This window comes from Pseudarthrobacter sp. BIM B-2242 (genome assembly GCF_014764445.1).
Taxonomy (GTDB): Bacteria; Actinomycetota; Actinomycetes; order Actinomycetales; family Micrococcaceae; genus Arthrobacter; species Arthrobacter luteus_A.
Genome location: NZ_CP061721.1, coordinates 2,496,929 through 2,520,421, shown reverse-complemented (window position 1 = coordinate 2,520,421; position 23,493 = coordinate 2,496,929). Strand labels below are relative to the sequence as shown.

Here is a 23,493-nt window from a genome sequence, read left to right as displayed (position 1 = left end):
CCGCAAGGGCCTGCCGCGTTTGTGAGAAGCTAGGGGAGTGAATGACATCCTCCCCATTATTCTGTCCATTGTTGCTGCCCTGGCGGTTATTGGCGGGCTGATCCCGGTCCTGATGAAGACGCGGAAGAACATCGACCGGTACCCCGGGACGCGGGACGCCAATGATCCTGATACGGCCCGAGGCGGCGGCACGCTGCTGGAGGACGCTCCCGTGGTTCCGGCCGAGCGGAAGGCTCCTGCCGGCGTCGACCTCGAAGACCTCGAAACCACCGACGTCCCCGACGACGCAGCCGGCCTTGAAACCATCCCGGTGGAGACGCCCCTGCCGGTGGCCGGCCGCCTCACCCGGCTGCGCGAACGCCTGGTCCGGTCCAACAACATCCTGGGCAAGGGCCTGCTCGCGCTGCTCTCCAGCGACAAGATCGACGAAAATGTCTGGGACGAAGTTGAGGAAACCCTCCTCCTGGCCGACCTCGGAACCGAGCCGACCATGCAGCTGGTTGACGCGCTGCGGGAACGCGTCAAGGTCCTCGGCACCCGGACCCCTGAGCAGGTCAAGGCACTGCTCCGCGAGGAACTCATCAAGCTGGTGGATCCCACCATGGACCGCAGCCTGAACACCACCCGGCACGCAGACAAGCCAGCCGTCATGCTGGTGGTGGGCGTCAACGGCGTGGGCAAGACCACGACGGTGGGCAAGCTCGCCCGCGTGCTTGTGGCCGAGGACAAGGACGTCCTGCTGGGCGCGGCGGACACGTTCCGCGCTGCCGCGGCGGAGCAGCTGGCCACATGGGGACAGCGCGTGGGCGTCCCCACAGTGAAGTCCGACATCGACGGCGCAGACCCCGCCTCAGTCGCCTACGAAGCGGTCAAAGCAGGCATCGACCAGGAAGTCGACGTCGTGATGATCGACACCGCCGGCCGCCTGCAGAACAAGACCGGCCTGATGGACGAACTCGGCAAGGTCAAGCGCGTCATCGAAAAGCTCGCCGAAGTGGACGAAGTCCTGCTGGTCCTGGACGCCACCACCGGCCAGAACGGTCTCAACCAGGCCCGCGTTTTCGCCGAGGTAGTGAACATCACCGGCATCGTCCTGACCAAGCTCGACGGCACGGCCAAGGGCGGCATTGTGGTGGCCATCCAGAAGTCGCTTGGTGTGCCGGTCAAGCTCATCGGCCTGGGCGAAGGTGCCGATGACCTGGCGCCGTTCGACGCCGAAGGCTTTGTGGACGCCCTGCTCAACTAGCCTCCTGCATCGAGGGGTGAGGTCCCGCCGCTAAGCGCACGCCTTAGCGACGGGACCTCACCCCTCGACGTGTTTAAAGCGCTAGCGCGTAGAGGGCTCGCGCCTAAGGGGCTCGCGCGTGACCGACCAGCAGGCGGCTGCCGCCACCAGGACACCGCCGGTGACGCCGAACGCCCACCCGTAGCCCAGCTGGTCCGCAAGGACGCCCACTAGGACCGGCCCGGCAATCGCTCCGATGTCTGAGGTCATCTGGTAAGCGGCCAGGACTTTGCCGCCTGACCGCTCGTTCCCGATGACGTCGGCCACGGCGGCCTGCTGGGCCGGGCCGAGCAGCCCCGACCCCGCCCCGGCCACTGCAGAGGCCACCAGAAACCAGGGCAGGCCGGAGGTGAAGCCGATGGCGGCCGTGGCAAGCCCGGCGACCAGGAGCCCGGAGATCAACATCGGCTTCCGGCCCAGGCTGTCGGCCAGCCGCCCGGAAAAGGTCAGCGCTGCGGCGTTCCCCGCGGCGAACACGGCAAGCGCCAGGCCGGCAGCTTCAGGACCCGCACCGAGCGCCGCAACCGCAAAGAGGGGCACGGTGGCCATCCGCACGCCGAATGTCGCCCAGCCGTTGGCGAAGCTGGAAACCAGCGCGGAGCGGTAGGCACCGTCCCCCAGGGCGTCCGCGAAACCCATGGCCGGAGCCTGGCCGCCGGAGGTCCTCGCAGATGAGGGCGTGTGGCTGAGCTGGGTCTGCACCACGATGGCGGCAAGGATGAGGGCCGCCGCGTAGCAGAGGAAGGGCACCCGCAGCCCGAAGCCCGCCAGCATGCCGCCCACCACGGGGCCCAGGACATTGCCGATCAGGAAGGCGGAGGCATAGGCGCCGGACACACGGCCCCGGCTCTCCGGGGGTGCCAGCCGGACCACCAAGGCCATGGAGGCAACGGTGAACATCACAGAGCCCACCCCGCCGAGCCCACGAAAGACCAAAAGCTGCACGTAGTCCTGGGCGAACGCGCACGCCGCCGTCGACACCGCAACAATGAGAAGGCCGGCCACGTATACGGGCCGTTCTCCCAACCTGCCGATGAGGGCGCCCCCGGCCGGCGCGAACAGCAGCCGCATAAAAGCGAAGATACTCACGATGACCGCGGCGGCCGTAGCGCCGACGTCGAAGGTTGTGGCGAATTGTGGAAGCACGGGCGCAACCAGCCCGAAACCAAGCGCGATAAGGAAGGCTGCGGCCAGCATCACCTTAACGTCGCGCGGAAGTCCGGGCCGCTGCGGGCGGATCACGGACAAAATCCGTGTTGTGGCGCGGCTCACAGGCGAACGTGCCGTCATAGGGCGGGATTCCTTGCATGCTTGACCGCCGGTAGGCGGCGACAGGGGTGAAACATAACCGTAACAAGCCAGATATGCACCATTTACTTCCTAGAGGTTCTTGTAACAAACCAGCAATCTAAATCCTCCGCGGGCGAAACACTGCACGGACAAACTCTTTTCAGGACGCAAAAGGCGTTGGCAGGCGGAACAAATCCGCAGCATCGATAAGAGGAGGGACGTGCACCATGGAACTTACAGCAGGTCACGTATGGCTCATGGTGGCGGCAGCACTCGTGCTGTTCATGACACCGGGTCTGGCATTTTTCTACGGCGGCATGACGCGCGCCAAGGCAGCACTGAACATGATGATGATGAGCTTCATCTCCATCGGCATGGTCGGCGTGGTGTGGGTACTGTGGGGCGCGTCGATGAGCTCCGGCGAAGGATTCCTCCAAATCGTCGGGAACCCGTTCGCCACCTTCGGCCTTGAAGGCATCGATACCCCGGACGGCCTGATCAAGGTGGGCTACGCAGCTACCTTCGCCATCATCACGGTAGCCCTGATCAGTGGTGCGATCGCTGACCGCGCCAAGTTCGGCGCCTGGACTGTGTTTGTGCCCGTCTGGGTCACGCTCGTTTACTGCCCGCTGGCTTACATGGTGTGGGGCGGTGGTTTGTTCGGTCCCGAAGGCGCGATCGGTCAGGCACTCGGCCCGGCCATCGACTTCGCCGGCGGTACCGTGGTGCACATCAACGCCGGTGTTGCGGCCCTCATCCTCGTGCTGATCATCGGCAACCGCCGCGGCTTCGGCAAGGACCCCAACCACCGTCCCCACAACATCCCGTTCGTGATGCTTGGTGCGGCCATCCTCTGGTTCGGCTGGTTCGGCTTCAACGGCGGCGCGGCCACCACAGCTGAACAGGGCGGCCTGATCTGGATCAACACCCTCGCAGCTCCGGCAGCGGCCATGCTCGGCTGGCTCGTCACCGAACGCATCCGCGACGGCCACCCCACCTCCCTCGGTGCAGCCTCCGGTGTTGTGGCCGGCCTGGTCGCCATCACCCCTGCCTGCGCCAACGTCAGCCCGGTGGGCGCGCTCGGCCTCGGCGTCGTTGCAGGTGTCGCCTCGGCACTGGCCGTCGGCCTCAAGTTCCGCTGGGGCTTCGATGACTCCCTGGATGTTGTCGGCGTCCACCTTGTCTCCGGCATCATCGGCACGGTGGCCCTTGGCTTCATCGCCCTCCCCACCGACGGTGTGGGCGGCGGCCTCTTCTACGGCGGCGGCATGGCCCAGATGTGGGCCCAGCTGGCGGCAGCCGGCATCGCCATTGCCTACTCGGCCATCCTGACGGCGATCATCGCCTTCGCCATCCACAAGACCATGGGCTTCCGCGTCTCCCAGGAGCAGGAAGCAGTGGGCGTAGACCTCAGCCTGCACGCTGAAACGGCATACGAGTTCGGGGTAGGCGGGCAGGGCGGAAGCTTCCAGCCGCTCCACGAACTGATCACCGGAAAGGCACCGGCCGGCAACGCCGCAGCCGACGCCAAGAAGACGGAGCCGGCAGCCGGCAAGGAAAGCGTGGAAGCATGAAACTGATCACAGCCATCGTCCGCCCGGAGAAGCTCGAAGCCATCCGCGAAGGACTGGAGTCCTACGGTGTGCAGGGGCTGACGGTCAGTGCGGCCAGCGGCTACGGCCGCCAGCGCGGCTACACCGAGGTCTACCGCGGCGCGGAATACAACGTGGATCTCCTGCCCAAGGTACGGGTGGAAGTGCTCGCGACAGACGAACAGGCCGACGACATCCTTGATGTCATCATCGCCAGCTCCAACACCGGCCGCGCAGGCGACGGCAAGGTCTGGACCATGGACGTCTTCGAAGCAGTCCGGGTACGCACCGGAGAACGCGGCGTGGCAGCGATCTAGCAGGCAGCGCAGCAGTCACCGACACAACAGAGAGCGGGCAGGGAACCAGGTTCCCTGCCCGCTCTCTGTTGTGGAGCTACTCCGCCGGCGCCGAACCGGACCAGCCTGCTGGACCGGACGACCCGGCGTCGTACTCCTCAAGCGGCACCGTCCCCCGCTGCCAGGCCTTCAGCACAGGCTCAAGGATCCGCCAGCAGTCCTCGGCGGTGTCCCCGCGGACGGACAGCAGGGGGTCACCGTTCACCACTCCCTCCAAGACTTCGCCGTAGGGCAGCAGCTCCGAAGCGCTGAGTTCGGCATCCAGGGTCACGCGGCTGAGGCTGAGGATGCTGCCGGGGCCGTTGACGTCGACGTCGAACTGGAGCGTGTCCGGGCCGAAGCCGATCCGCAGCTGGTTGGGGGAGTCCACCCCGGTAAACCCGGCCGGAAGGTGGGGAACCGGAAGGAACGTGATCACTGCCTCTTTGCGTTTCACGCCCAGCGCCTTGCCGGACCGGAGGATGAAGGGAACGCCCTGCCAGCGCCAGTTGTTGATGTCCACCCGGACCTCGGCCAGGGTCTCCGTGCCGAGGTCCGGGTCCACACCGGCTTCTTTGGCATAGTCCGGGACTTTGCTGCCCGCGATCGAGCCCGCCGTGTACCGGGCCCGGTGGGTTGATTTGGCATACGGCGCGCTGATGGTGCTGGCGCGCAGGACGGTTGCCACAGCGTCGCGAAGGTCGCGCTCGCCGATGGTGGCCGGCGGTTCCATGGCCACCAGCGCCATGATCTGCAGCAGGTGGCTCTGGATCATGTCCCGCAGCGCGCCGGCCCGGTCGTAGTAGCGGGCGCGGCCCTCCAGTGCCAGGTCCTCATCGAAGATGATTTCCACCTTGGCCACATGTTCACGGTTCCAGACCGGTTCCAGGAAGTTGTTGGCGAACCGCAGCCCGAGGATGTTCAGGACGGTGGCTTTGCCCAGGAAATGGTCCACACGGTGGATATGGTCCTCCGGCACGAGTGCCGCCAGCGTCCGGTTAAGGGACCGGGCCGACTCTTCGCTCGAGCCGAACGGTTTTTCCATGACCAGCCGGGTCCCGGCAGGTACCTGGTCAGGACGCAGGGACTCGCAGGCCAGCTGGCTGATCCGGGGCGGCAGGGCGAAGTAGATGGCGGTGGGCCCTTCGAGTCCGGCCAGCAGCGCGGCTAATGCTCCCTCGGCCGTAACGTCGAGCTGGTGATAGACCGTGGCCTTTTCGACGGCGGTGAGCTCTTTGCGTCCGGCCGGATCTGCCGTCTCCGCCGCTGCAGCGAAGGCTTCATGCACCCGGGACTGCCACTGGTCCGGGGTCCAGTCGTCCGAGCCGGCTCCCACCAGGTTCAGATCACCGGCACGGCCTTTCGCTACCAGCCGGGCCAGGCCGGGCAGGAGGAGGCGGCCGGTCAGATCCCCGGAGGCCCCCAGGATGAGCAGGGTTTTTACACTCGTTTGGCTCGTCACCTTGTCAGCATGCCATCATCCATGCCCGGCTTGGTACCCTAGATAGTCGAGTCCCCCCTGTAACTCCACTGAAAGAAGTGCGCGGCGCGTGTTCAATTCACTCTCTGACCGGTTGACAGCAACCTTCAAGAACCTTCGTGGCAAGGGCCGCCTCACCGAGGCTGATGTTGATGCCACAGTCCGGGAGATCCGCCGCGCCCTCCTGGATGCCGACGTCGCCGTTCCCGTCGTGCGCGAGTTCACGGCCAGGGTCCGGGAACGCTCCCTCGGTGCCGAAGTATCGGCGGCCCTGAACCCCAGCCAGCAGATCGTCAAGATCGTCAACGAGGAACTGGTTGAGATCCTCGGCGGCGAGACCCGCCGCATCCGCCTGGCCAAGACCGGCCCCACGGTCATCATGCTGGCCGGCCTCCAGGGCGCCGGCAAGACCACCCTGGCCGGCAAGCTCTCCAAGTGGCTCAAGGCCCAGGGCCACAGCCCCATCCTCGTGGCCTGCGACCTCCAGCGCCCCAACGCGGTGACCCAGCTCCAGGTTGTGGGCAAGCGCGCCGGTGTGCCCGTGTTCGCACCGCACCCGGGTGCCACCTCCGAACTGGAGCACCCCGCCGGTGACCCGGTCGCCGTCGCCCGCGCCGGCGTCGAGGAAGCACGCCAGAAGCTGCACGACGTCGTGATTGTCGATACCGCCGGCCGCCTCGGTGTGGACGCCGAAATGATGGAACAGGCCAGCCAGATCCGGCGCGCCATCGTTCCCAACGAAGTGCTGTTCGTCATCGACGCCATGATCGGCCAGGACGCCGTTAACACGGCGATGGCCTTTGACGAAGGCGTGAACTTCACCGGCATCGTGCTGTCAAAGCTCGACGGCGACGCCCGCGGCGGTGCCGCGCTGTCCGTTGCGTCGGTCACCGGCAAGCCCGTGATGTTCGCGTCCACAGGTGAAGGCCTGGACGACTTTGAGCTCTTCCACCCGGACCGCATGGCCTCGCGCATCCTGGACATGGGCGACGTCCTCACCCTGATCGAGCAGGCCGAGAAGAACTGGGACAAGGACGAAGCCGCCCGGATGGCGAAGAAGTTCGCCGACCAGGAAGACTTCACCCTGGACGACTTCCTGGCCCAGATGCAGCAGATCCGCAACATGGGCTCCATGAAGAAGATGCTCATGATGATGCCGGGCGCGCAAAACATCCGGCAGCAGCTGGAAAACTTCGACGAGCGCGAGATCGACCGCGTGGAGGCGATTGTGCGCTCCATGACCCCGCATGAGCGTGTGGCTCCGAAGATCATCAACGGTTCCCGCCGGGCACGCATCGCGCGTGGCTCCGGCGTGCATGTGTCCGAGGTCAACGGCCTGCTGGAGCGGTTCGCCCAGGCCCAGAAGATGATGAAGAAGATGGCCCAGGGCGGCGGCATGCCGGGCATGCCGGGGATGCCCGGCATGGGCGGGCCCGGCGGTGCGCGGAAGGGCGGCAAAAACGCCCCGAAGAAGAAGGCACGTTCAGGCAACCCGGCCAAGGCAGCCCAGGAGCTCAAGGACGCCGAAGCCCGGCGTGCGGGCGCGGCCAAGGCGCTGCCCACCGGTGCGGCTTTCGGCCAGCAGTCCGGCGATTTCGATCCCTCACAGCTGAACCTGCCCAAGGGCTTCGACAAGTTCCTCGGCAAGTAACCGCCCGCCCGCCCAACTGAGTAGCAGTAAGTGTCGTTTTGAGCGCTCTAAACGACACTTACTGCTACTTACTTTTGATGTCATTGCCGTGGAATAGGGTTGGGTCATGTTCAAGCAGAGGGTAGTTTTCGTGCACGGCGCCGGTCCGTTCGGCGCGGCGGCGTGGCCGCGGCAGCACGGAATGGCGCTGAACTATGATGCTCTGTTCCTGCGGCGCCATGGGTTCGATCCCATGGCTGAACCGGTGGAATCGTCCTTTGAGGAGGACATGGCCATTGTCCTGAGGTCCCTGGCGGATGACGGCCGCGGTGCCGCCGGCGGCCATGTGGTGGCGCATGCCCAGGGCGCCATTGCAGCGATGACGGCCGCCGTCGAACGCCCGGACCTCGTGTATTCGCTGACGCTGGTGGAACCGGCCTGTCTGTCACTGACGGCTGAACTTCCCGCCACTGCCGCGCACCGCGCCCTGATGCAGCCGCTTTTCGATGTCCGGCATCAACTGGGTGATGAGGACTTCCAGCGCGAATACGTCCGCCGTATGTTTGCCGTGGATCTTCAGGAGCCTGTATCCCAGGAAGAAAGGCGTTCGGCGCGCAGGCTCCGGCTGCAGGCGCCGGCGTGGGAAGCCCCGCTGCACATCGTGCCGGGCGTCCCCACGATGGTCCTGACCGGCGGCTGGGAACCGCTCTACGAGGAAATCGCCGGCTACCTGCGTGAGACCGGCGCCCTGCACCGCATTGCTGCGGGCGGGCACCGGCCTCAGGATTCGCGTGAAGGTGACTTCGCTGTCCGGTCCTTTATTGCCGACGTCAGCCGGGCGCGCTCACTCCAGGCCTCCTGAGGACGCCGCCCCTGCCGCCGCGGGGAGCTGAAGTTCAGGCAGGTACACCTTCCCGCCCTTCGCCAGGAACTCCTCGCTTTTTTCGCGCATCCCGCTGTAGATTCCGGCAATGGCTGCCTGCGCGTCGGCAGAGCCATATTCGTCCCGGATGTCCTGGCTGATCTTCATGGAGCAGAATTTGGGGCCGCACATGGAGCAGAAGTGCGCGGTCTTGGCAGGCTCGGCCGGCAGCGTCTCGTCATGGAACGCCTCCGCCGTCACCGGATCGAGGGACAGCGCGAACTGGTCCCGCCAGCGGAATTCGAACCTTGCCTTGGACAGGGCATCGTCCCTTTCGTGCGCTCCCGGGTGGCCCTTGGCGAGGTCGGCCGCGTGGGCCGCGATCTTGTAGGTGATGACCCCCGTCTTCACATCGTCCTTGTTGGGCAGGCCCAGATGCTCCTTGGGCGTGACGTAACACAGCATGGCGGTACCATAGCGGGCGATTTCCGTGGCCCCGATTGCCGAGGTGATGTGGTCATACCCCGGGGCGATGTCGGTGACCAGCGGCCCCAGCGTGTAGAAAGGGGCACCCTTGCAGAGTTCCTGCTGGCGCTCCACGTTCTCCCGGACCAAGTGGAAGGGGATGTGCCCGGGCCCTTCCACCATTACCTGCACGTCGAATTCCCAGGCCCGCAGGGTCAGCTCCGCCAGGGTGTCCAGCTCGGCGAACTGGGCGGCGTCGTTCGCGTCTGCCGTCGCGCCCGGGCGGAGGCCGTCGCCCAGGGAAAACGCGACGTCGTATTTGGCGAAGATCCCGCACAGCTCGTCGAAGTGCGTGTACAGGAAGTTCTCCTGGTGATGGGCAAGGCACCAGCCGGCCATGATGGAGCCGCCGCGCGAGACGATCCCCGTGACGCGGTTGGCGGTGAGCGGGACATAGCGCAGCAGGACTCCGGCGTGGATGGTCATGTAGTCCACGCCCTGCTCACACTGTTCGATCACGGTGTCGCGGAAAATCTCCCAGGTGAGCTTGTTGGCCTCGCCGTTGACCTTCTCGAGCGCCTGGTAAATGGGCACCGTACCGATCGGGACGGGGGAATTGCGGATGAGCCATTCACGGGTGGTGTGGATGTCGTCGCCGGTGGACAGGTCCATTACTGTGTCGGCACCCCACTGCGTGGCCCACTGCAGCTTGTCCACTTCCTCGGCGATGGAGCTGGTGACCGCGGAGTTGCCGATGTTGGCGTTGATCTTCACCAGGAATGCCTTGCCAATAATCATCGGCTCGGATTCCGGGTGGTTGATGTTGTTCGGGATGATGGCACGCCCGGCGGCCACTTCGCTGCGGACCAGTTCAACATCGCAGTTTTCGCGGAGCGCCACAAACTGCATCTCCGGCGTCACCATGCCCTGCCGTGCATAGTGCATCTGGGTAACGGTCTTGCCGGCGACGGCGCGGCGGGGCACCGGCTGTGCGCCCTTCCACTCCGCTGAGGCGGCGCCGCGGCGGACAGCCGACTTGCCGTCGTCGAGCAGGTTCCGCTCCCGGCCGCTGTACGGTTCGGTGTCCCCGCGATCCTCGATCCATTCGCGCCGGAAAGGGCTGAGGCCCACGACAGGATCGCTGCCCGGGCCCGCGGTGCGGTAGACGCGGAAGGGGCCGTTTGCGTCGCCGTTGGGCGAGGGTTCCAAGGCGATTTCGGTTACGGGTACCCGGATGCCGGAGTCTTCATCGTTGATGAAGGCCAGCGAATGAGACTTCAGGGATTGGGTTTCCGGCCGGAGCCTGTGATTCCCATCCGCTTCATTTTGGGCAGGGATCAGCTGTGTTTCTTGCGTATTCAATGAATACTCACTTCCTTCGCCGGCATTACCCGGACAGGTTCGACGGTCGCAGGCTGCGTCAGCCCGATCTCAGCCCCTGCAAGGGCACCCGTGTGGTCAAAACGAAGCTACCACAGCCGCTGCCCGGATCCCGCGGAACACTTGTATTAAATTGAAGCTTCAAGTAAATTAGACGCATAACGGCCTTCAACCCCGAAAGCCAGCGGACCGGGAGCTTTCACATGACTGCAGCAGCCACCAGCCAGGATCTTCTACCTGCCGACCTCTCCATGGGCACTGTCATGCTCAAGGTGGCCGATATGAAGCTGATGACCGACTACTACCAGCGGGCCCTGGGCCTTGAGGTTGTGGCCGAAGAGGACGGCGGCGTCTACCTGGGCCGCCTCAGGCGTCCCCTGGTCCACCTGGCGCCCGCCCCGTCGCTGCGCTTGCCTGGCAGGGGAGAGGCAGGCCTGTTCCACACGGCCCTGCTCTTCGACAACCAGGCTGCACTGGCGGCCACTGTCGCCACCGCAGCACAGTTCGACCCCCGGCTCTTTACCGGCAGCGCCGATCACCTCGTCAGCGAAGCCTTCTACTTCAACGACCCCGAGGGCAACGGCATCGAGCTCTACTGGGACCGGCCCCGCAAGAACTGGTCCTGGAACGGCACCGAAGTGGTGATGGACAGCCTGGCCCTGCCGCCCCAGCGCTACCTCGAACAGCACCTGAGCCAGGAATCCCTGGACGGGCAGCTGGGCACTGAAGCCGGCGTGGGCCACGTCCACCTCCAGGTGGGGGACGTCCAGTCAGCACACGATTTCTACGTCAGCACCCTCGGCTTCGAAAAGACCGCCGGCTGGCATGGCCAGGCCCTGTTTGTCTCGGCGGGCCGGTACCACCATCACATGGCCATGAACGTCTGGAACAGCCGCGGCGCCGGGCCGCGCAAGGACACCCTGGGCCTCGGCGAGGTGCTGATCGAGGTGGCCTCCGGGGATGATGTCGGAGCACTCGCGGACCGCCTGAAGGTGGCCGGCGTGGCCTCCCGGCACACGGGTGCCGAGCTGCGCTTTGAGGATCCGTGGCGCAACAACATCCGGGTAGCCGTCCGCTGAGCAGGCGTGGCCGGAAGTGCGGCCCACCATGCACTAGGCTGATTTCGAACGGCCGGGGGCGGCACCCTACGCTGCCCGTCTGGGCCGCACCGTCGACGGAATGAGGGCTGTTCCCATGGGCTTCACTGAAATCTTTGTAGCTACCCACGACGCCGCGCTGAAACGCGCCGGGGTCCTTGATGCCGGCGGCACGCCGTCCGGACCCGCGCTGCGGATACCTGAAATCAGTGATTTTGAGATCGAACAGCTCGGGGACCTTGCCGGGGCTGCCGTCCACGCCGGTGGCGAGGGTTACGAACTGGCCATGGTTGACGTCTCCAGCGACTCCCTCCTCGGTGTCCCGCCGGCCATGGTGCGTGCGCTGGCTGACCTCCTCAGCTACGAAACTGAGGGTGAAGGCAATGTCCTGGAGGACGTCGCTGAACAGTGGGCTGCCCAGGATGACATGCCATTCGGCGTCACCGAGGCCCGGGACTATGTCCGGCAGCTTGCCGGGCTGGCCAGTGGAATCGGCGACGCCGAGCGCACTGGCCTGTATGTCTGGTCTTCCTAGTCCGGCGGCGGCCTTCCACGTTGTCCCGGCTGCCGCTTCAAAACGTGTCAAGTCGAAATCCTGACGCTGATCTGGCACAATAAACAGGTACTCGATCTGCGTGGCCCCTCTCTCCGCGTCCGGATCCTGTCCTTCGAACCCTCAAGTATGGCCCGCCCCACGGGTGCAGAACGTCGGTTCAACCCTTTTCTGAAACAGGAGTGACCACAAAAGTGGCCGTAAAGATTCGCCTTAAGCGCTTTGGTAAAATGCGCGCACCGTACTACCGCATCGTCGTTATGGACGCACGCTCCAAGCGTGACGGCCGTGCCATCGAAGAGATCGGCAAGTACCACCCCACCGAAGAGCCCTCATACATCGAGGTCGACACGGACCGTGCCCAGTACTGGCTCGGCGTCGGCGCACAGCCGTCCGAGCAGGTTGCCGCGATCCTCAAGATCACCGGTGACTGGCAGAAGTTCAAGGGCCTCCCGGGCCAGGAAGGCACCCTGAAGACGAAAGCTCCCAAGGCTGCCTTTGTTGCCCCGGAAAAGGGTTCCGTGATCATCCCGGAAGCCATCACCAAGAAGGCAAAGCAGTCTGACGCAGCAGAGGCCCCGGCCGAAGCAGAAGCCACCGAGGCTGAGTAGATTGCTGGCAGAAGCGCTCGAACACCTGGTCCGGGGAATCGTTGATTCACCGGAAGATGTCAAGGTCAGCTCGAAGAACAACCGCCGCGGGGACACCCTCGAGGTCCGTGTTCATCAGGATGACCTGGGACGGGTGATCGGCCGTCAGGGCCGCACCGCACGTGCACTGCGCACCGTTGTGGCGGCACTGGCAGACGGCGAACCGGTTAGGGTCGACGTCGTCGACACCGACCGCCGCCGCTAAGCGCTCGGCACTATCAGTTTTTTGCTCCGGCCCTTCCACCCATGATGGTGGAGGGGCCGGAGTGCTTTTATCACAACACTGTGGATACACCCACAACCGGAACAGAGGAACAGATGCAGCTTCAGGTGGCACGAATCGGCAAACCGCACGGAATCCGCGGGGAAGTGACGGTCCAGGTTTTGACCGATGCTCCTGCGGACCGGTTTGTGCCGGGCACCGAGTTCGTGGTGGAGCCGGCCTCGGCCGGGCCCCTGACTGTCGAGAGTGCCCGCTGGAACAAGGACATCCTCCTGCTCGCGTTCGAGGGAATCGAAACCCGCAACCAGGCCGAGACGCTCCGCGGCGCCAAGCTGTTCATCGAAACCGAAGAGCTGGAAGCTGACGACGACGAAGGCTGGTACGAACACGAACTGGTGGGGCTTGAAGCGCGTGTGGGCTCCCAGGTGGTGGGCAAGATCGCGGCCCTGCACACCATGCCGGTCCAGGACCTGCTGGTGGTCGAAGATGCTGACGGCAAGGAAATCCTCATCCCCTTCGTGGAGCAGATCGTGCCTGAAGTCAACGTTGCCGAAGGTTTCGTCCTGCTCACGCCGCCGGACGGGCTCTTTGACATCAACTCCGACGACGCTGCAGGCGGACCTGAGGGCAGCGCGTAGATGAGAATCGACGTCGTCAGCATCTTCCCGGAGTACCTGGCACCCCTGGAGCTGTCCCTTATTGGCAAAGCACGCCAGGACGGCCTGCTGGACCTGCACGTTCACGACCTGCGGGAATTCACGACGGACAAGCACCGGTCCGTGGACGACACCCCCTATGGTGGCGGTGCCGGGATGGTTATGAAGGCAGAGCCATGGGCGCAGGCGCTGGCGTCCATTGCCGGTGCCAACGCTGACCCGGCAGCCAAGCCGGTCCTGATTGTGCCGTCGCCGGCAGGTGAGCGGTTCACCCAGGCGCTGGCGCATGAGCTTGCCGAAGAAGAGCAATTAGTCTTTGCCTGCGGACGCTACGAAGGCATCGACGAGCGTGTCATCGAATGGGCGGCGGAACACTTCACCGTCCGGCCCATGAGCCTGGGTGACTATGTGCTCAATGGCGGCGAAGTAGCCGTTCTGGCCATGGTGGAGGCCATCGGCAGGCTGTTGCCCGGGGTGGTCGGCAACCCCGAATCCCTGGTTGAGGAGTCGCACTCGGACGGGCTGCTGGAATACCCCGTGTACACCAAACCCGCCAGCTGGCGTGAGCGGGAAGTGCCGGCGGTGCTGCTGAGCGGCAACCACGGCAAGATCGCGCAGTGGCGGCGCCACCAGCAGTACCGGCGGACGGCGGAACGGCGCCCGGACCTGCTGGAAACGTTCGACGCCGGCAAGCTGCCACGTGCCGACCGTACGGCTCTCTATGAACTCGGGTACGACGTCGTCGACGGTCACCTGCGTGCACGGGGCACCGGAACCGACGCCCCAGCCTGAGCCGGCAGGCCTGGCCGCCGGAGCAATTGGCCGAAGGCCTGCGAGTGTGGCAAAATTAGTCTTTGTGTCTGCTGGGTCCGCACCTGCCACAGGGGGAGCGCAACCAACAGCCGGACACCCCGGTCCTTTCAAGCATTGAAGGAACCGGACACTTAACTTTCGGCGGTAATTTCCGGTGCGCACTTGTGCGTCCGGGCTTGGCCGCCGTGACCCAAAGTGAATGACCTGTGGCGTTCACCAGGAGTGCAATAATGCATATTCTCGATTCCGTAGATGCAGCCTCGCTGCGCACCGATGTTCCCGAGTTCCGCGCGGGTGACACCCTCAAGGTTCACGTGAACATCATCGAAGGCAAGAACTCCCGTGTCCAGGTGTTCCAGGGCTTCGTCCTGGGCCGTCACGGCGATGGCCTTCGCGAAACCTTCACCGTCCGCAAGGTCTCCTTCGGCGTCGGTGTGGAGCGTACGTTCCCGGTTCACTCCCCGATCATTGAAAAGATCGAGGTTGTCTCCAAGGGTGACGTGCGCCGCGCGAAGCTGTACTACATGCGCGATCTCCGCGGCAAGGCTGCGAAGATCAAGGAAAAGCGCGACTTCCAGCCCAAGAAGTAAGTCTTTCGGGACCTACACAGGCCAAGCCGTTCCAGGCCGGCGCCGGAGCCTTCGCAACAGCGCCCCAGGAATACGGATTATGGACCAGACAAAACGCCAGCCCAGAAAAATGGGCTGGCGTTTTGTGTTCCTGGCGCTGGTGCTCGCCGTTGCGGTCAGCGGCCTGGTCCGCTCGCTGTGGCTGGATGTGTACTTCATTCCGTCCAACTCCATGGAGCCCGTCCTTGAGGGCGGCGACCGGATACTCGTCTCCAGGACAGGCTTCCAGGACGAGCCAATCCGCCGCGGTGACATCGTGGTCTTTGACGGCAGGGGATCCTTTGCTCCGCTGAACAGCGGGAAAGGCCCCTTGCTGGATTCGGTGGCGGCAGCCGGCCAGTGGCTGGGCCTGACCGGCAGCGACACCACGTACGTCAAACGGGTCATCGGACTTCCGGGAGATACAGTGGTCTGCTGCGACGGGAACGGAAAGATCACCGTGAACGGTGCGCCGCTTGACGAGCCCTACCTCTTCGAGGGGGACAGGCCAAGCACACAGGTCTTCACCGCGGTCGTTCCCGACGGGAGGCTGTGGCTCCTGGGTGACCACCGCTCGGTTTCCGCTGATTCGCGCAGCCTGCTGGGGGCTCCGGGCGGCGGCATGGTGCCGCTTGCCAGAGTCATTGGCAGGCCGGTCCAAATCATCTGGCCACTTGATAGATTTGCTGAAATACCACGGCCGCATGCGGCAGGACCAACAACAGAGGACGGACCGTAGATGCCCGAGAACCAAGCCCGGACTCCCGAGCCTCGTGATGGTGCCACCGGTTACACCACTGACCCCATTGCAGCCGGCACCACTGATGCCGGCCGTGCGGGTTCCGGGCCTGACCGTTCAGGCCCCGTGAATTCCGACGGCGGTGCTTCCGCCCACGGCACGGCCGACGCCGGTGCTTCCGCCCGCGACGTGCCCGACGCCGGAACTGACTCCAGGCCGGCCGCACCCGAACCAGGGCGGCGCTCAGCCGCACCAAAGTCCGAAGCCGACGCGCCCAGCCAGATTTTTGTCTGGCTGAAGGAAGTTGCCACTGTTGTGGTGATCGCCGTGGTTCTGTCCTTCCTGATCAAGACCTTCCTGTTCCGGGCCTTCTACATACCGTCGGAATCCATGGTCAGTACCCTGGATGTCAACGACCGGATTTTTGTGAACCTCCTGGTGCCCGAGCCCTTTGCACTGTCACGCGGCGACGTTGTGGTCTTTAGGGACACCCAGGGCTGGCTGGCCGAGGTGCCGGAGAAGGAGGCCGGGCCCTTTAAGTGGGTCCAGGACGGCCTGACGTTTGTGGGACTTCTTCCGGACAACTCTGAACAGCACCTCGTCAAACGCGTCATCGGCCTCCCCGGGGATACCGTGATCTGCTGCGACGTCGGCGGTAAACTGACCATCAACGGGGTTCCTCTCGAGGAGAGCTACGTCAACGCTGCCGAGCCACCGGAGATCCGGGCGTTCGATGTCGTTGTGCCGGAAGGGAAAGTGTGGGTGATGGGCGATAACCGCAACCATTCCGCTGACTCCCGCGCGCACCTGGACTCCAATGGCGGATTCGTTGACCTGGTGGATGTGGAGGGCAAAGCCGCCGTCATCGCGTGGCCGCTGAACAGGATCACGGTCTTGGATAATTACCCCGATGTCTTCCGGAATGTGCCCGCGGGGAAGTAGCCGTGTCAACAGTCACACCGGCTCCGACGGCCAAGGGGCAGGGCCGGGCCGCAGGGCCCCGGTCCAAAGCCCCGACCCTCCGTCATGAGCGGACCTTCAAGGCACAGGGTGCCCGCTATCTGGCCGGCGTCGACGAGGTGGGGCGCGGAGCCCTGGCGGGGCCCGTGAGTGTCGGTATCGCCGTCGTCGACCTCCACACGCAGAAGCCCCTGTCCGGGGTGCGGGACAGCAAACTGCTGAGTCCTGCGGAGAGGGAGCGCCTGGAACCGCTGGTGCGGCGCTGGAGCGTCGCGTCGGCGGTGGGGCATGCATCCGCGCACGAAATCGACGCCCTCGGCATCATCGCCGCGCTGCGGCTCGCCGGGACACGCGCGTGGCTGGAGATCCTCGCATCAGGGGTAAGCCCGGATGTGGTGCTGCTCGATGGCAGCCACAACTGGCTTTCGCCGGCCGCGCAGCTTTCCCTGTTCGACGAGCCTGTGCTTGACTCCGGCTGCTCCGCTCCGGTCCATACCAAGGTCAAGGCGGACATGCAGTGCCTCAGCGTGGCGGCCGCCAGCGTGATCGCGAAGGTTGAGCGGGACCAGCAGATGCGCGGCCTGCACGCCGAGTATCCGGAGTTTGGCTGGGACGTCAATAAGGGCTATGCCACTTCGATTCACCGGGACGCCCTGCGCGCCGCCGGCCCCACGCCCTACCACCGGGTGAGCTGGAACCTCCTCGGCGGTGACCTGGCGCCAGGTATTGAGCTGTAGCACCGATGCCGGACTCGTGCTGCTGCGCCGGTGGCGCCTTGGATGGTGCAAGATGGAAGCATGAGTGCTGAGGATCTTGAAAACTATGAAACCGACATGGAGCTGCAGCTCTACCGTGAATACCGGGACGTCGTCGGGCTCTTCAGCTACGTTGTCGAGACCGAGCGCCGCTTTTACCTCGCCAACCACGTTGACCTGCAGGCCCGCAGCGCCGACGGCGAAGTGTACTTCGACCTGACGCTGCAGGACGCCTGGGTATGGGACGTCTACCGCTCGGCACGGTTCGTCAAGACGGTCCGGGTGCTGACGTTCAAGGACGTCAATGTTGAAGAACTTCCGCGCAACGAGGAACTCGCGTTGCCCAAGGACGTGGACCTGGGCAACTGACGCCTTCCCATTCCCCACTTCTCCTCCACACCGCTGCAGCGAAGCTTTTTGCCTTGAGGTTACCCACATAGGCTCATAGCTTTCCGCCCTCCGCCGCCCTGCCACTGCAGGCTTATGGCGGAGGTAGAAATGAAAGCCAAAGACCTGTTGGGCCGGCGCGGCGAGGAGCTTGCCGCCGGCTATCTTGAATCGCTGGGCATGCTTGTGGTGGAGCGGAACTGGCGATGTACCGAAGGCGAAATAGACATCGTCGCGCTGGACGGGGATGCCCTGGTGATCGCCGAGGTGAAGACCCGGCGCACCCTGGATTACGGCCACCCGTTTGAGGCCGTGGGCACCGCCAAACTCGCCCGGCTTCATCGGCTGGGAGCGGCATGGTGCCGGGACCGGGAACTGCGCATGCCGCTGCGGCGCGTGGACGTTATTGCCGTGGTGGACGACGGCGGCGGCGACCCCCTGGTGGAACACCTCAAAGGGGTGGGCTAGATGGCGCTGGGCCGGACCTACTCGGTGGCACTGGTGGGGTTGAACGGGTACGTCGTTGAGGTCGAGGCTGACATCGGCCAGACTTTGCCGGCATTCATCATCCTCGGCCTGCCCGATGCCGCACTCAACGAGGCCAAGGAACGGATACGGTCCGCGGCTAAAAACTCCGGCATCCCGCTGAGCCGGCGGAAGATCACCGCCAACCTGATTCCTGCGTCGCTGCCCAAGCGCGGTTCCGGGTTTGACCTTGCTGTCACCATGGCGGTCCTGCGGGCCGCCGACGACATCAGGGCCACCGAACGGACCGTCTTCATCGCGGAGCTGGGCCTTGACGGCCGGCTGCGGCCCATTCGCGGGATCCTGCCGGCGGTGATGGCCGCCGTCCAGGCCGGCTATCCGGACGTTGTAGTGGCACAGGCAAACCTCGCCGAAGCCTCACTCGTCCCGGGTGCTACCGTCAGGGGATACCGGACCCTTGCCCGGCTGGCCCTCGACTTCGGGGCGGACCCGCAGGAACTGGCGCTGGATTTCGAGCCTGAGGATGAAGCCGATCACGGGGATTCCATTCAAGGCGCCCTGGCCGTTCCGGACATGGCGGATGTGTCCGGCCAGGGGGAGGCACGGCGGGCGCTTGAAGTAGCCGCGGCCGGGGCCCACCACCTTCTGCTGACAGGACCCCCGGGGGTATGCCCTTAACCATGTATGCGTGAAGGGCATAAGCGGTGCTGACTTGCCGTCAAACATGCGCGTGACATTCATCGCGCGGAAGCAGCGCCTGCCCGAGCCCGGCCGAGCGGCTGCCCGGGCTCACCGTGCGACGTGCGAGCGGTGAGCGCGGACCTCGACACGGCGATGAAAGCCAGTGGGCTAAGCCATCTAACCGCGGCCTCCGGTGTCCGCCTAGTTCTTTCGGTCGGTTCCGCGAGTGTGGTGGCGATGCTCCGGCGAGCAGCGCTGGGTACAGAAGCGTTCCCAATGCGGCAGAGCGGTGAGCAGCTTGCCTCAGAGCCCTTCGCTCAGCTTGTCGCCATTCCCGTCCTCGTCTTCAAGGGATTCAGATCAGCTTGGGTGCCTGGTTTGACGGCGGCTGGATGCTTTGGCTCTCCGCCGTGCTCCTGACCTCATCGCAGTGGCACGACTAAGCAATCCGCAACTCAGCTACCTCCCGTGGCCTCAAGCCCATCCAGCGGCAGCATGCGGCTGGGCTTGTCCCCACGGCCTTCTGTGAAAGCCCGCTCACCCCGACACGCCGTGAAAGCCGGAGTGTCGGGGCCATGGCCGCGTCGAGGGTCGTGAAGGGACGCCGCCTAGCGAAGCGCCATGCTCGGATCCAGCTGCTCGATGCCCTGCGGGGTCACCAGGACCACGCGGGCCGTAGAGATGTCGTAGAACAGACCAGTGGCCTGTACCTGTCCGGAAGCCAAGGCGGGACCGGTGACCGGGTGTTCTTCGAGCTTTCTGAGTTTGACGGCGACGTTGACCATGCTGAGCTGGTCGAGGTGGCTGTACCCTGCGGCTTCAGCGGCCAACGCCACGGGGTGACCGGCCACGAGTTCGCGGTAGCTTGGCCGGGCGTGTTCCAACCAGGCATCGAAGCCCGCTCCCAGTGCGGCATTCGAAGCACCCTGGGCATCAGCCAGCACGGCCTTCATCGCGCCGCAGTTGGAGTGGCCGCAGACCGCGATCGAGTCCACGGACAGTCCCTTGACCGCGAAGGACAGCGCCGAATCGATCGAGGCATCGCGGCCGTCGCTGCACACGACGTTGCCGATGTTCCGGAGAGTCAGGAGGTCACCGGGGCCGCTGCTGGTGATGAGGTTCGGGTTGACCCGGGAGTCGACGCAGGCGACGAACAGTGTGTCCGGATTCTGTCCCTCGGTGAGATCCTGTACCAGCGGCCGAACCTTGTCCGCGTAGCGCCGGTGGTATTTGTCGATGCCCAGGAGAATTGACCGCAGCGGCAGCCGCCCGCCGTCGGCGTCCTCTGCTTGGTGGGCGCTGTCCAGAGGTGACGGCTGCCAGGATGTGCGGGGCGGCAGCGGGAATTCGCGGGGGTCCTGGCGCTGGGGTGTGTTGTCCGCGGCATCGCGGAACGCCGTGGTGCCGTGCTCCTCGAGAGTCACGGTCCCGCCCGTGTCCCGGTGCTGCCGCTGCCAGGCGAGCAAAGCCTCGCGGAAAGCATGATCGAGGTAGTCGGCGTTGAGTTCGACTACAGTGTCCTGGCCCTCGGGCACGGAATGGAGAGCGCGATTGAGCCGCGGCAGGGCGAAGAAGCTGCAGGAACCGGCGATCGTAACGCGCCACGGAAGTCGTTGTGCGGACGGTGCGTGCGTGTGGATTTGCGCCCGGAGCACGCGCCACAAAACGCACAGGGCAGCGAGTGCGAGGCCAATGATCACGCCTTCGAGCAGGTTGAGGAACACGACGCAGACCAGGGTGACCACGTAGACGAGGAGGTCCCCGGTGCGCAGGCTCGTCCTGATGTCGGCGACTTTGATGAGCTTTGCACCGATGACCAACAGCAGCCCCGCCAGAACGGCCAGCGGAATCAATTGGATGAGGCCGGCGAACAGGGCGGAGAACACAAGGACCCAGACGCCGTGGAGGATGGCGGACGCGCGGCTTGCGGCGCCGGCTTCCACGTTGGTGGCGCTGCGGACGATCACACCCGTCACCGGTAAACCGCCGAGCATGCCGGAGAGAATGTTCGCCGAGCCTTGGCCGATGAGCTCGCGGTTGAGATGTGAGCGCGGGCCGGTGTGCATCTTATCCACGGCCACCGCGCACAGCAGCGACTCAATGCTCGCGATCAACGCGACCGTGATGACGGCTGTTGCAGCGCCGCGCCAGTTGCCGTCCGGCAGATTCGGCAGGGCGATGGCGTCGAACAGGGAACCGTTGAAGCTGATGCGCGCCACGTTAGGGGCTACCGCCACGGACAACGCAGTGACAGCGACGACGGCGACGAGCGGGCCGGGGATTTTCCGCACCGCGGCCGGGAGGTACTTCCAGGCAAGAAGAATGGCTACGACGGTGAGGCCGAGTAGGGCTGAATGCAGCTCCACGTTGATGATCGCCGCAGGAACGGCGGCGAGGTTTTCGACGGCGGAACCGGCCGCGTTGCCGCCGAGCAGAACGTGCAACTGCTGCAGGATGATCGTGATGCCAATGCCGGCCAGCATGGCCTTGACCACCACCGGCGACACGGCCAGCGCGGCGCGCCCTGCGCGGCTGACCCCCAGTAGGAGCTGCATGACGCCGGCAGCAGCGGTGATCGCGCATGTCACTTGCCAGCCGAACTCGTCCACTAGGCCGGCAACGACGACGGTCAGGCCGGCCGCCGGGCCGCTCACCTGCAAAGGGGAGCCGCCCAGAGTGCCCGCGACAATTCCTCCGACGGCCGCCGCGATAAGGCCGGCCATGACTGGTGCCCCCGAGGCTGCGGCGATGCCCAGTGAGAGCGGGAGGGCGACAAGGAAGACGACGAGTGATGCGGGAAGGTCGGCGCCGAGGGAGCTGAGGAAACTTGGTTTCTTGATTCTCTGGGGTCTTCGGCCCGGCGGGGTGTGGGCGTCATTGGGGACGGTGGCGGAACCTGATGAATGCGGCATGGAGTTTCCTTTGCTCGGGAACGCTGAACCCCTTTAGCGTAGGAAGGCTGTCATGTGCAGTGACAAGCTGATGTGACAAGCGTGACCAAGTTGTCGAGTATGGGCCGTCATGTGGGGACCAACGGGAACTTTTGTGGGCGCACTGCGCGTTAGGGAGACCTTGCGCTACAACTCGACGGCGGTCAGCCGGTGCACTTCCGGCATTCAGTGAAGACGACTTCGGTGACCCCGTAGTGTCCTGAGGACCTGCCGATGGAGTGGCTAAGCTCGGGCAACGAGGTGGTACGCGTAAAGCAGAGGCGCATCCACGCTGGATGCGGTGATTTCCACAGGGCCCGATTCCGGAATCAGGATTTTAATACTTTCGCGCGCACCGGTGCAGACCGCACCAAAGTCAATCAACTCGCGTTCTTCCACCCGTGCCGTAAGGAAGGCTTTGCCGCCGCCTTCGCACACGAACGTGAGGGTGTAGTTGCCCTCCGGCACGTTCACGATGCTGGCAACGTGTCCCTATGCTTTTGGTCAAGCGGCCTGGGGAACTTTTTCCTGGTAGAGGGTTCCGTTTTTGAGCATGGCGCAGATGACTCGCAGCGGCGCCGGGCGAGGCAGATGATGGCAGCGTTGTGTTTCTTCCCTTCGTGCGTTTCCGCTCGTAGTAGGCCAATGGATAAGGATCGGAACGCCATCCTTTCAATAACCCGCTATCGGCTTCTACCCTTGATGCCAGCTGCTGTGTTGACCCAACGGGCGCGCTTGCGGAGAAGATCACACCTTCGCTGGCGACGTAAGGGCCCTGCGAGCCAATTCGGACCGGAAATACCGACGTTACCCGCAACGAATTCAGGTGCATCAGTTCCGCTGCCCACTGTCCGGGCAGGCTGGTCAGGGCCGACCGGCGCCCAGCCGGACTTCCCGGCGGCCCAGAAGCACCGCCGCTCCTCCCACAGCCAGGCTCAGCAGGAGAAGCACCCAGCCCGAAACAGCGAGGGTGGACGCCAAAACCACCGAGCCTGCGTCGGGCGTTGGCGTGGCCAGGGCCGCATCAATAGCCACATTGCCCCAAAGCCGGATAACAACAAACAGCAGGGGTCCAGCCCACATCGCCCAGCGTAAGGCTTTTCTGGGCACGTTCGTGCCGATCAGCAGGAGCCAGCTGAAGCCGAAAATGAGCGGAAACAGTGTGCCGGCGGTCTTGTGGACGTAGTTCAGCTGCCCGCGGGCTTCGTCATCCATGGCTGCCCGGAGCTGCTGAAGGTATTCGGTGGAGAAGCCGCCCACGAGAGAATCCGGCATGGCGAGGCCGCCGGTCAGCTGGGTCATCTGGTTCAGTGTGAGCAGGTGCAGGTACCAGAACAGGAACAGGCTGGCTACGACGCCGGCAATGACGATCGGGTTGCCGTTGGACTGCGCCTTCTGCAGCGACCGGGTGGTGGTGGGGTTGATCACCGGAGGCAGCTGGTGTTCGGGTACCACGGCCTTGTTGCCGTGCTTTTTGATGCGCTGGGCGGGAGTCTTGGCCATGGCCCTATTATCCCGCGGCGGCTGGATCCATTAGGACAATACCTGATTGAACAGCCGGGAACTGGCGAGAAGTCCCACCGGCAAGAACGCGTCGCATGATGCTGGCTGCTGGCAGGACGGCGCGAGGCACCCC

Annotated in this window: 23 protein-coding genes, 2 pseudogenes and 1 riboswitch; of the genes and pseudogenes, 18 read left to right on the top strand and 7 right to left on the bottom strand. The window is 64.8% G+C overall.

Going from position 1 to position 23,493, the window contains the following annotated elements:
* Nucleotides 1–37: 37 nt before the first annotated feature.
* Complete coding sequence (gene ftsY, locus IDT60_RS11600; protein WP_191079201.1) at nucleotides 38–1,246, top strand: signal recognition particle-docking protein FtsY; 1,209 nt, start codon at nucleotides 38–40, stop codon at nucleotides 1,244–1,246.
* Nucleotides 1,247–1,327: 81 nt separating this feature from the next.
* Here ftsY and IDT60_RS11595 read toward each other — a convergent pair whose 3' ends face one another.
* The gene (locus IDT60_RS11595) at nucleotides 1,328–2,575 is read right to left on the bottom strand and encodes an MFS transporter (RefSeq protein WP_191079200.1); all 1,248 of its coding nucleotides are present in this window, start codon (nucleotides 2,573–2,575) and stop codon (nucleotides 1,328–1,330) included.
* 227 nt (nucleotides 2,576–2,802) lie between these two features.
* On the opposite strand from IDT60_RS11595, the gene IDT60_RS11590 reads away from it, so the two are divergent.
* Both IDT60_RS11590 and IDT60_RS11585 read left to right on the top strand, forming a co-directional pair.
* Nucleotides 2,803–4,149, top strand: a complete 1,347-nt coding sequence (locus IDT60_RS11590; protein WP_191079199.1) for an ammonium transporter — start codon at nucleotides 2,803–2,805, stop codon at nucleotides 4,147–4,149.
* The gene (locus IDT60_RS11585) at nucleotides 4,146–4,484 is read left to right on the top strand and encodes a P-II family nitrogen regulator (protein ID WP_164199210.1); all 339 of its coding nucleotides are present in this window, start codon (nucleotides 4,146–4,148) and stop codon (nucleotides 4,482–4,484) included. Before IDT60_RS11590 ends, IDT60_RS11585 begins: the two co-directional genes overlap by 4 nt.
* A gap of 76 nt (nucleotides 4,485–4,560) precedes the next feature.
* Here the strand turns inward: IDT60_RS11585 and IDT60_RS11580 are convergent, their stop codons facing one another.
* Nucleotides 4,561–5,964, bottom strand: coding sequence for a glucose-6-phosphate dehydrogenase (locus IDT60_RS11580; protein ID WP_191079198.1), 1,404 nt, complete (start codon nucleotides 5,962–5,964; stop codon nucleotides 4,561–4,563).
* Between the two features lie 88 nt (nucleotides 5,965–6,052).
* Here IDT60_RS11580 and ffh point away from each other — a divergent pair, with 88 nt between their 5' ends.
* Together ffh and IDT60_RS11570 are read left to right on the top strand one after the other, a co-directional pair.
* Nucleotides 6,053–7,633, top strand: a complete 1,581-nt coding sequence (gene ffh / locus IDT60_RS11575; protein ID WP_191079197.1) for a signal recognition particle protein — start codon at nucleotides 6,053–6,055, stop codon at nucleotides 7,631–7,633.
* Between the two features lie 106 nt (nucleotides 7,634–7,739).
* The gene (locus tag IDT60_RS11570; protein WP_164199216.1) at nucleotides 7,740–8,474 is read left to right on the top strand and encodes an alpha/beta hydrolase; all 735 of its coding nucleotides are present in this window, start codon (nucleotides 7,740–7,742) and stop codon (nucleotides 8,472–8,474) included.
* On the opposite strand, the gene thiC is transcribed toward IDT60_RS11570, so the two are convergent.
* Nucleotides 8,457–10,301, bottom strand: a complete 1,845-nt coding sequence (thiC, locus tag IDT60_RS11565) for a phosphomethylpyrimidine synthase ThiC (protein ID WP_191079196.1) — start codon at nucleotides 10,299–10,301, stop codon at nucleotides 8,457–8,459. The two genes, IDT60_RS11570 and thiC, sit on opposite strands and share 18 nt — an antisense overlap.
* Nucleotides 10,296–10,403: riboswitch (TPP riboswitch) on the bottom strand. (Overlaps the previous gene by 6 nt.)
* A gap of 119 nt (nucleotides 10,404–10,522) precedes the next feature.
* On the opposite strand from thiC, the gene IDT60_RS11560 reads away from it, so the two are divergent.
* From IDT60_RS11560 to IDT60_RS11500, 13 genes and pseudogenes are all read left to right on the top strand, one after another.
* A complete protein-coding gene (locus IDT60_RS11560; protein WP_191079195.1) occupies nucleotides 10,523–11,398 on the top strand; it encodes a VOC family protein in 876 nt (291 codons plus the stop codon).
* 115 nt (nucleotides 11,399–11,513) lie between these two features.
* The gene (locus IDT60_RS11555) at nucleotides 11,514–11,951 is read left to right on the top strand and encodes a hypothetical protein (protein WP_191079194.1); all 438 of its coding nucleotides are present in this window, start codon (nucleotides 11,514–11,516) and stop codon (nucleotides 11,949–11,951) included.
* Nucleotides 11,952–12,163: 212 nt separating this feature from the next.
* Nucleotides 12,164–12,580: a 30S ribosomal protein S16 gene (gene rpsP, locus IDT60_RS11550; RefSeq protein WP_190989827.1), complete on the top strand. Its 417-nt coding sequence runs from the start codon at nucleotides 12,164–12,166 to the stop codon at nucleotides 12,578–12,580.
* Nucleotide 12,581: 1 nt separating this feature from the next.
* On the top strand, nucleotides 12,582–12,824 hold the full coding sequence (locus IDT60_RS11545) for an RNA-binding protein (RefSeq protein ID WP_056349097.1): 243 nt from the start codon (nucleotides 12,582–12,584) through the stop codon (nucleotides 12,822–12,824).
* Nucleotides 12,825–12,937: 113 nt separating this feature from the next.
* On the top strand, nucleotides 12,938–13,480 hold the full coding sequence (gene rimM, locus IDT60_RS11540) for a ribosome maturation factor RimM (RefSeq protein ID WP_191081924.1): 543 nt from the start codon (nucleotides 12,938–12,940) through the stop codon (nucleotides 13,478–13,480).
* On the top strand, nucleotides 13,481–14,290 hold the full coding sequence (trmD, locus tag IDT60_RS11535) for a tRNA (guanosine(37)-N1)-methyltransferase TrmD (protein ID WP_191079193.1): 810 nt from the start codon (nucleotides 13,481–13,483) through the stop codon (nucleotides 14,288–14,290).
* Between the two features lie 251 nt (nucleotides 14,291–14,541).
* Nucleotides 14,542–14,901, top strand: a complete 360-nt coding sequence (gene rplS, locus IDT60_RS11530; RefSeq protein ID WP_164199238.1) for a 50S ribosomal protein L19 — start codon at nucleotides 14,542–14,544, stop codon at nucleotides 14,899–14,901.
* Nucleotides 14,902–14,980: 79 nt separating this feature from the next.
* Complete coding sequence (gene lepB / locus IDT60_RS11525; RefSeq protein WP_191079192.1) at nucleotides 14,981–15,658, top strand: signal peptidase I; 678 nt, start codon at nucleotides 14,981–14,983, stop codon at nucleotides 15,656–15,658.
* Nucleotides 15,659–16,600, top strand: coding sequence for a signal peptidase I (lepB, locus tag IDT60_RS11520; protein WP_223883699.1), 942 nt, complete (start codon nucleotides 15,659–15,661; stop codon nucleotides 16,598–16,600). It begins immediately after the preceding gene.
* A gap of 2 nt (nucleotides 16,601–16,602) precedes the next feature.
* A complete protein-coding gene (locus IDT60_RS11515) occupies nucleotides 16,603–17,355 on the top strand; it encodes a ribonuclease HII (RefSeq protein ID WP_191079191.1) in 753 nt (250 codons plus the stop codon).
* 60 nt (nucleotides 17,356–17,415) lie between these two features.
* The gene (locus IDT60_RS11510) at nucleotides 17,416–17,742 is read left to right on the top strand and encodes a DUF2469 domain-containing protein (protein WP_111909356.1); all 327 of its coding nucleotides are present in this window, start codon (nucleotides 17,416–17,418) and stop codon (nucleotides 17,740–17,742) included.
* Nucleotides 17,743–17,871: 129 nt separating this feature from the next.
* Nucleotides 17,872–18,228, top strand: coding sequence for a YraN family protein (locus tag IDT60_RS11505; protein WP_191079190.1), 357 nt, complete (start codon nucleotides 17,872–17,874; stop codon nucleotides 18,226–18,228).
* A pseudogene (locus IDT60_RS11500) lies at nucleotides 18,229–18,912 on the top strand (magnesium chelatase domain-containing protein); the annotation flags it as partial.
* 623 nt (nucleotides 18,913–19,535) lie between these two features.
* On the opposite strand, the gene IDT60_RS11495 reads toward IDT60_RS11500, so the two are convergent.
* The 4 genes and pseudogenes from IDT60_RS11495 to IDT60_RS11485 all read right to left on the bottom strand — a co-directional run bounded on the left by IDT60_RS11495 (nucleotide 19,536) and on the right by IDT60_RS11485 (nucleotide 23,360).
* The gene (locus IDT60_RS11495; protein ID WP_191079189.1) at nucleotides 19,536–21,839 is read right to left on the bottom strand and encodes a bifunctional SulP family inorganic anion transporter/carbonic anhydrase; all 2,304 of its coding nucleotides are present in this window, start codon (nucleotides 21,837–21,839) and stop codon (nucleotides 19,536–19,538) included.
* A 261-nt stretch (nucleotides 21,840–22,100) separates the two neighbouring features.
* The gene (locus IDT60_RS11490; protein WP_191079188.1) at nucleotides 22,101–22,325 is read right to left on the bottom strand and encodes a hypothetical protein; all 225 of its coding nucleotides are present in this window, start codon (nucleotides 22,323–22,325) and stop codon (nucleotides 22,101–22,103) included.
* Between the two features lie 36 nt (nucleotides 22,326–22,361).
* Nucleotides 22,362–22,515: pseudogene (locus IDT60_RS23240) on the bottom strand (IS110 family transposase); the annotation flags it as partial.
* A gap of 206 nt (nucleotides 22,516–22,721) precedes the next feature.
* Nucleotides 22,722–23,360: a hypothetical protein gene (locus IDT60_RS11485; protein ID WP_191079187.1), complete on the bottom strand. Its 639-nt coding sequence runs from the start codon at nucleotides 23,358–23,360 to the stop codon at nucleotides 22,722–22,724.
* Nucleotides 23,361–23,493 lie beyond the last annotated feature (133 nt).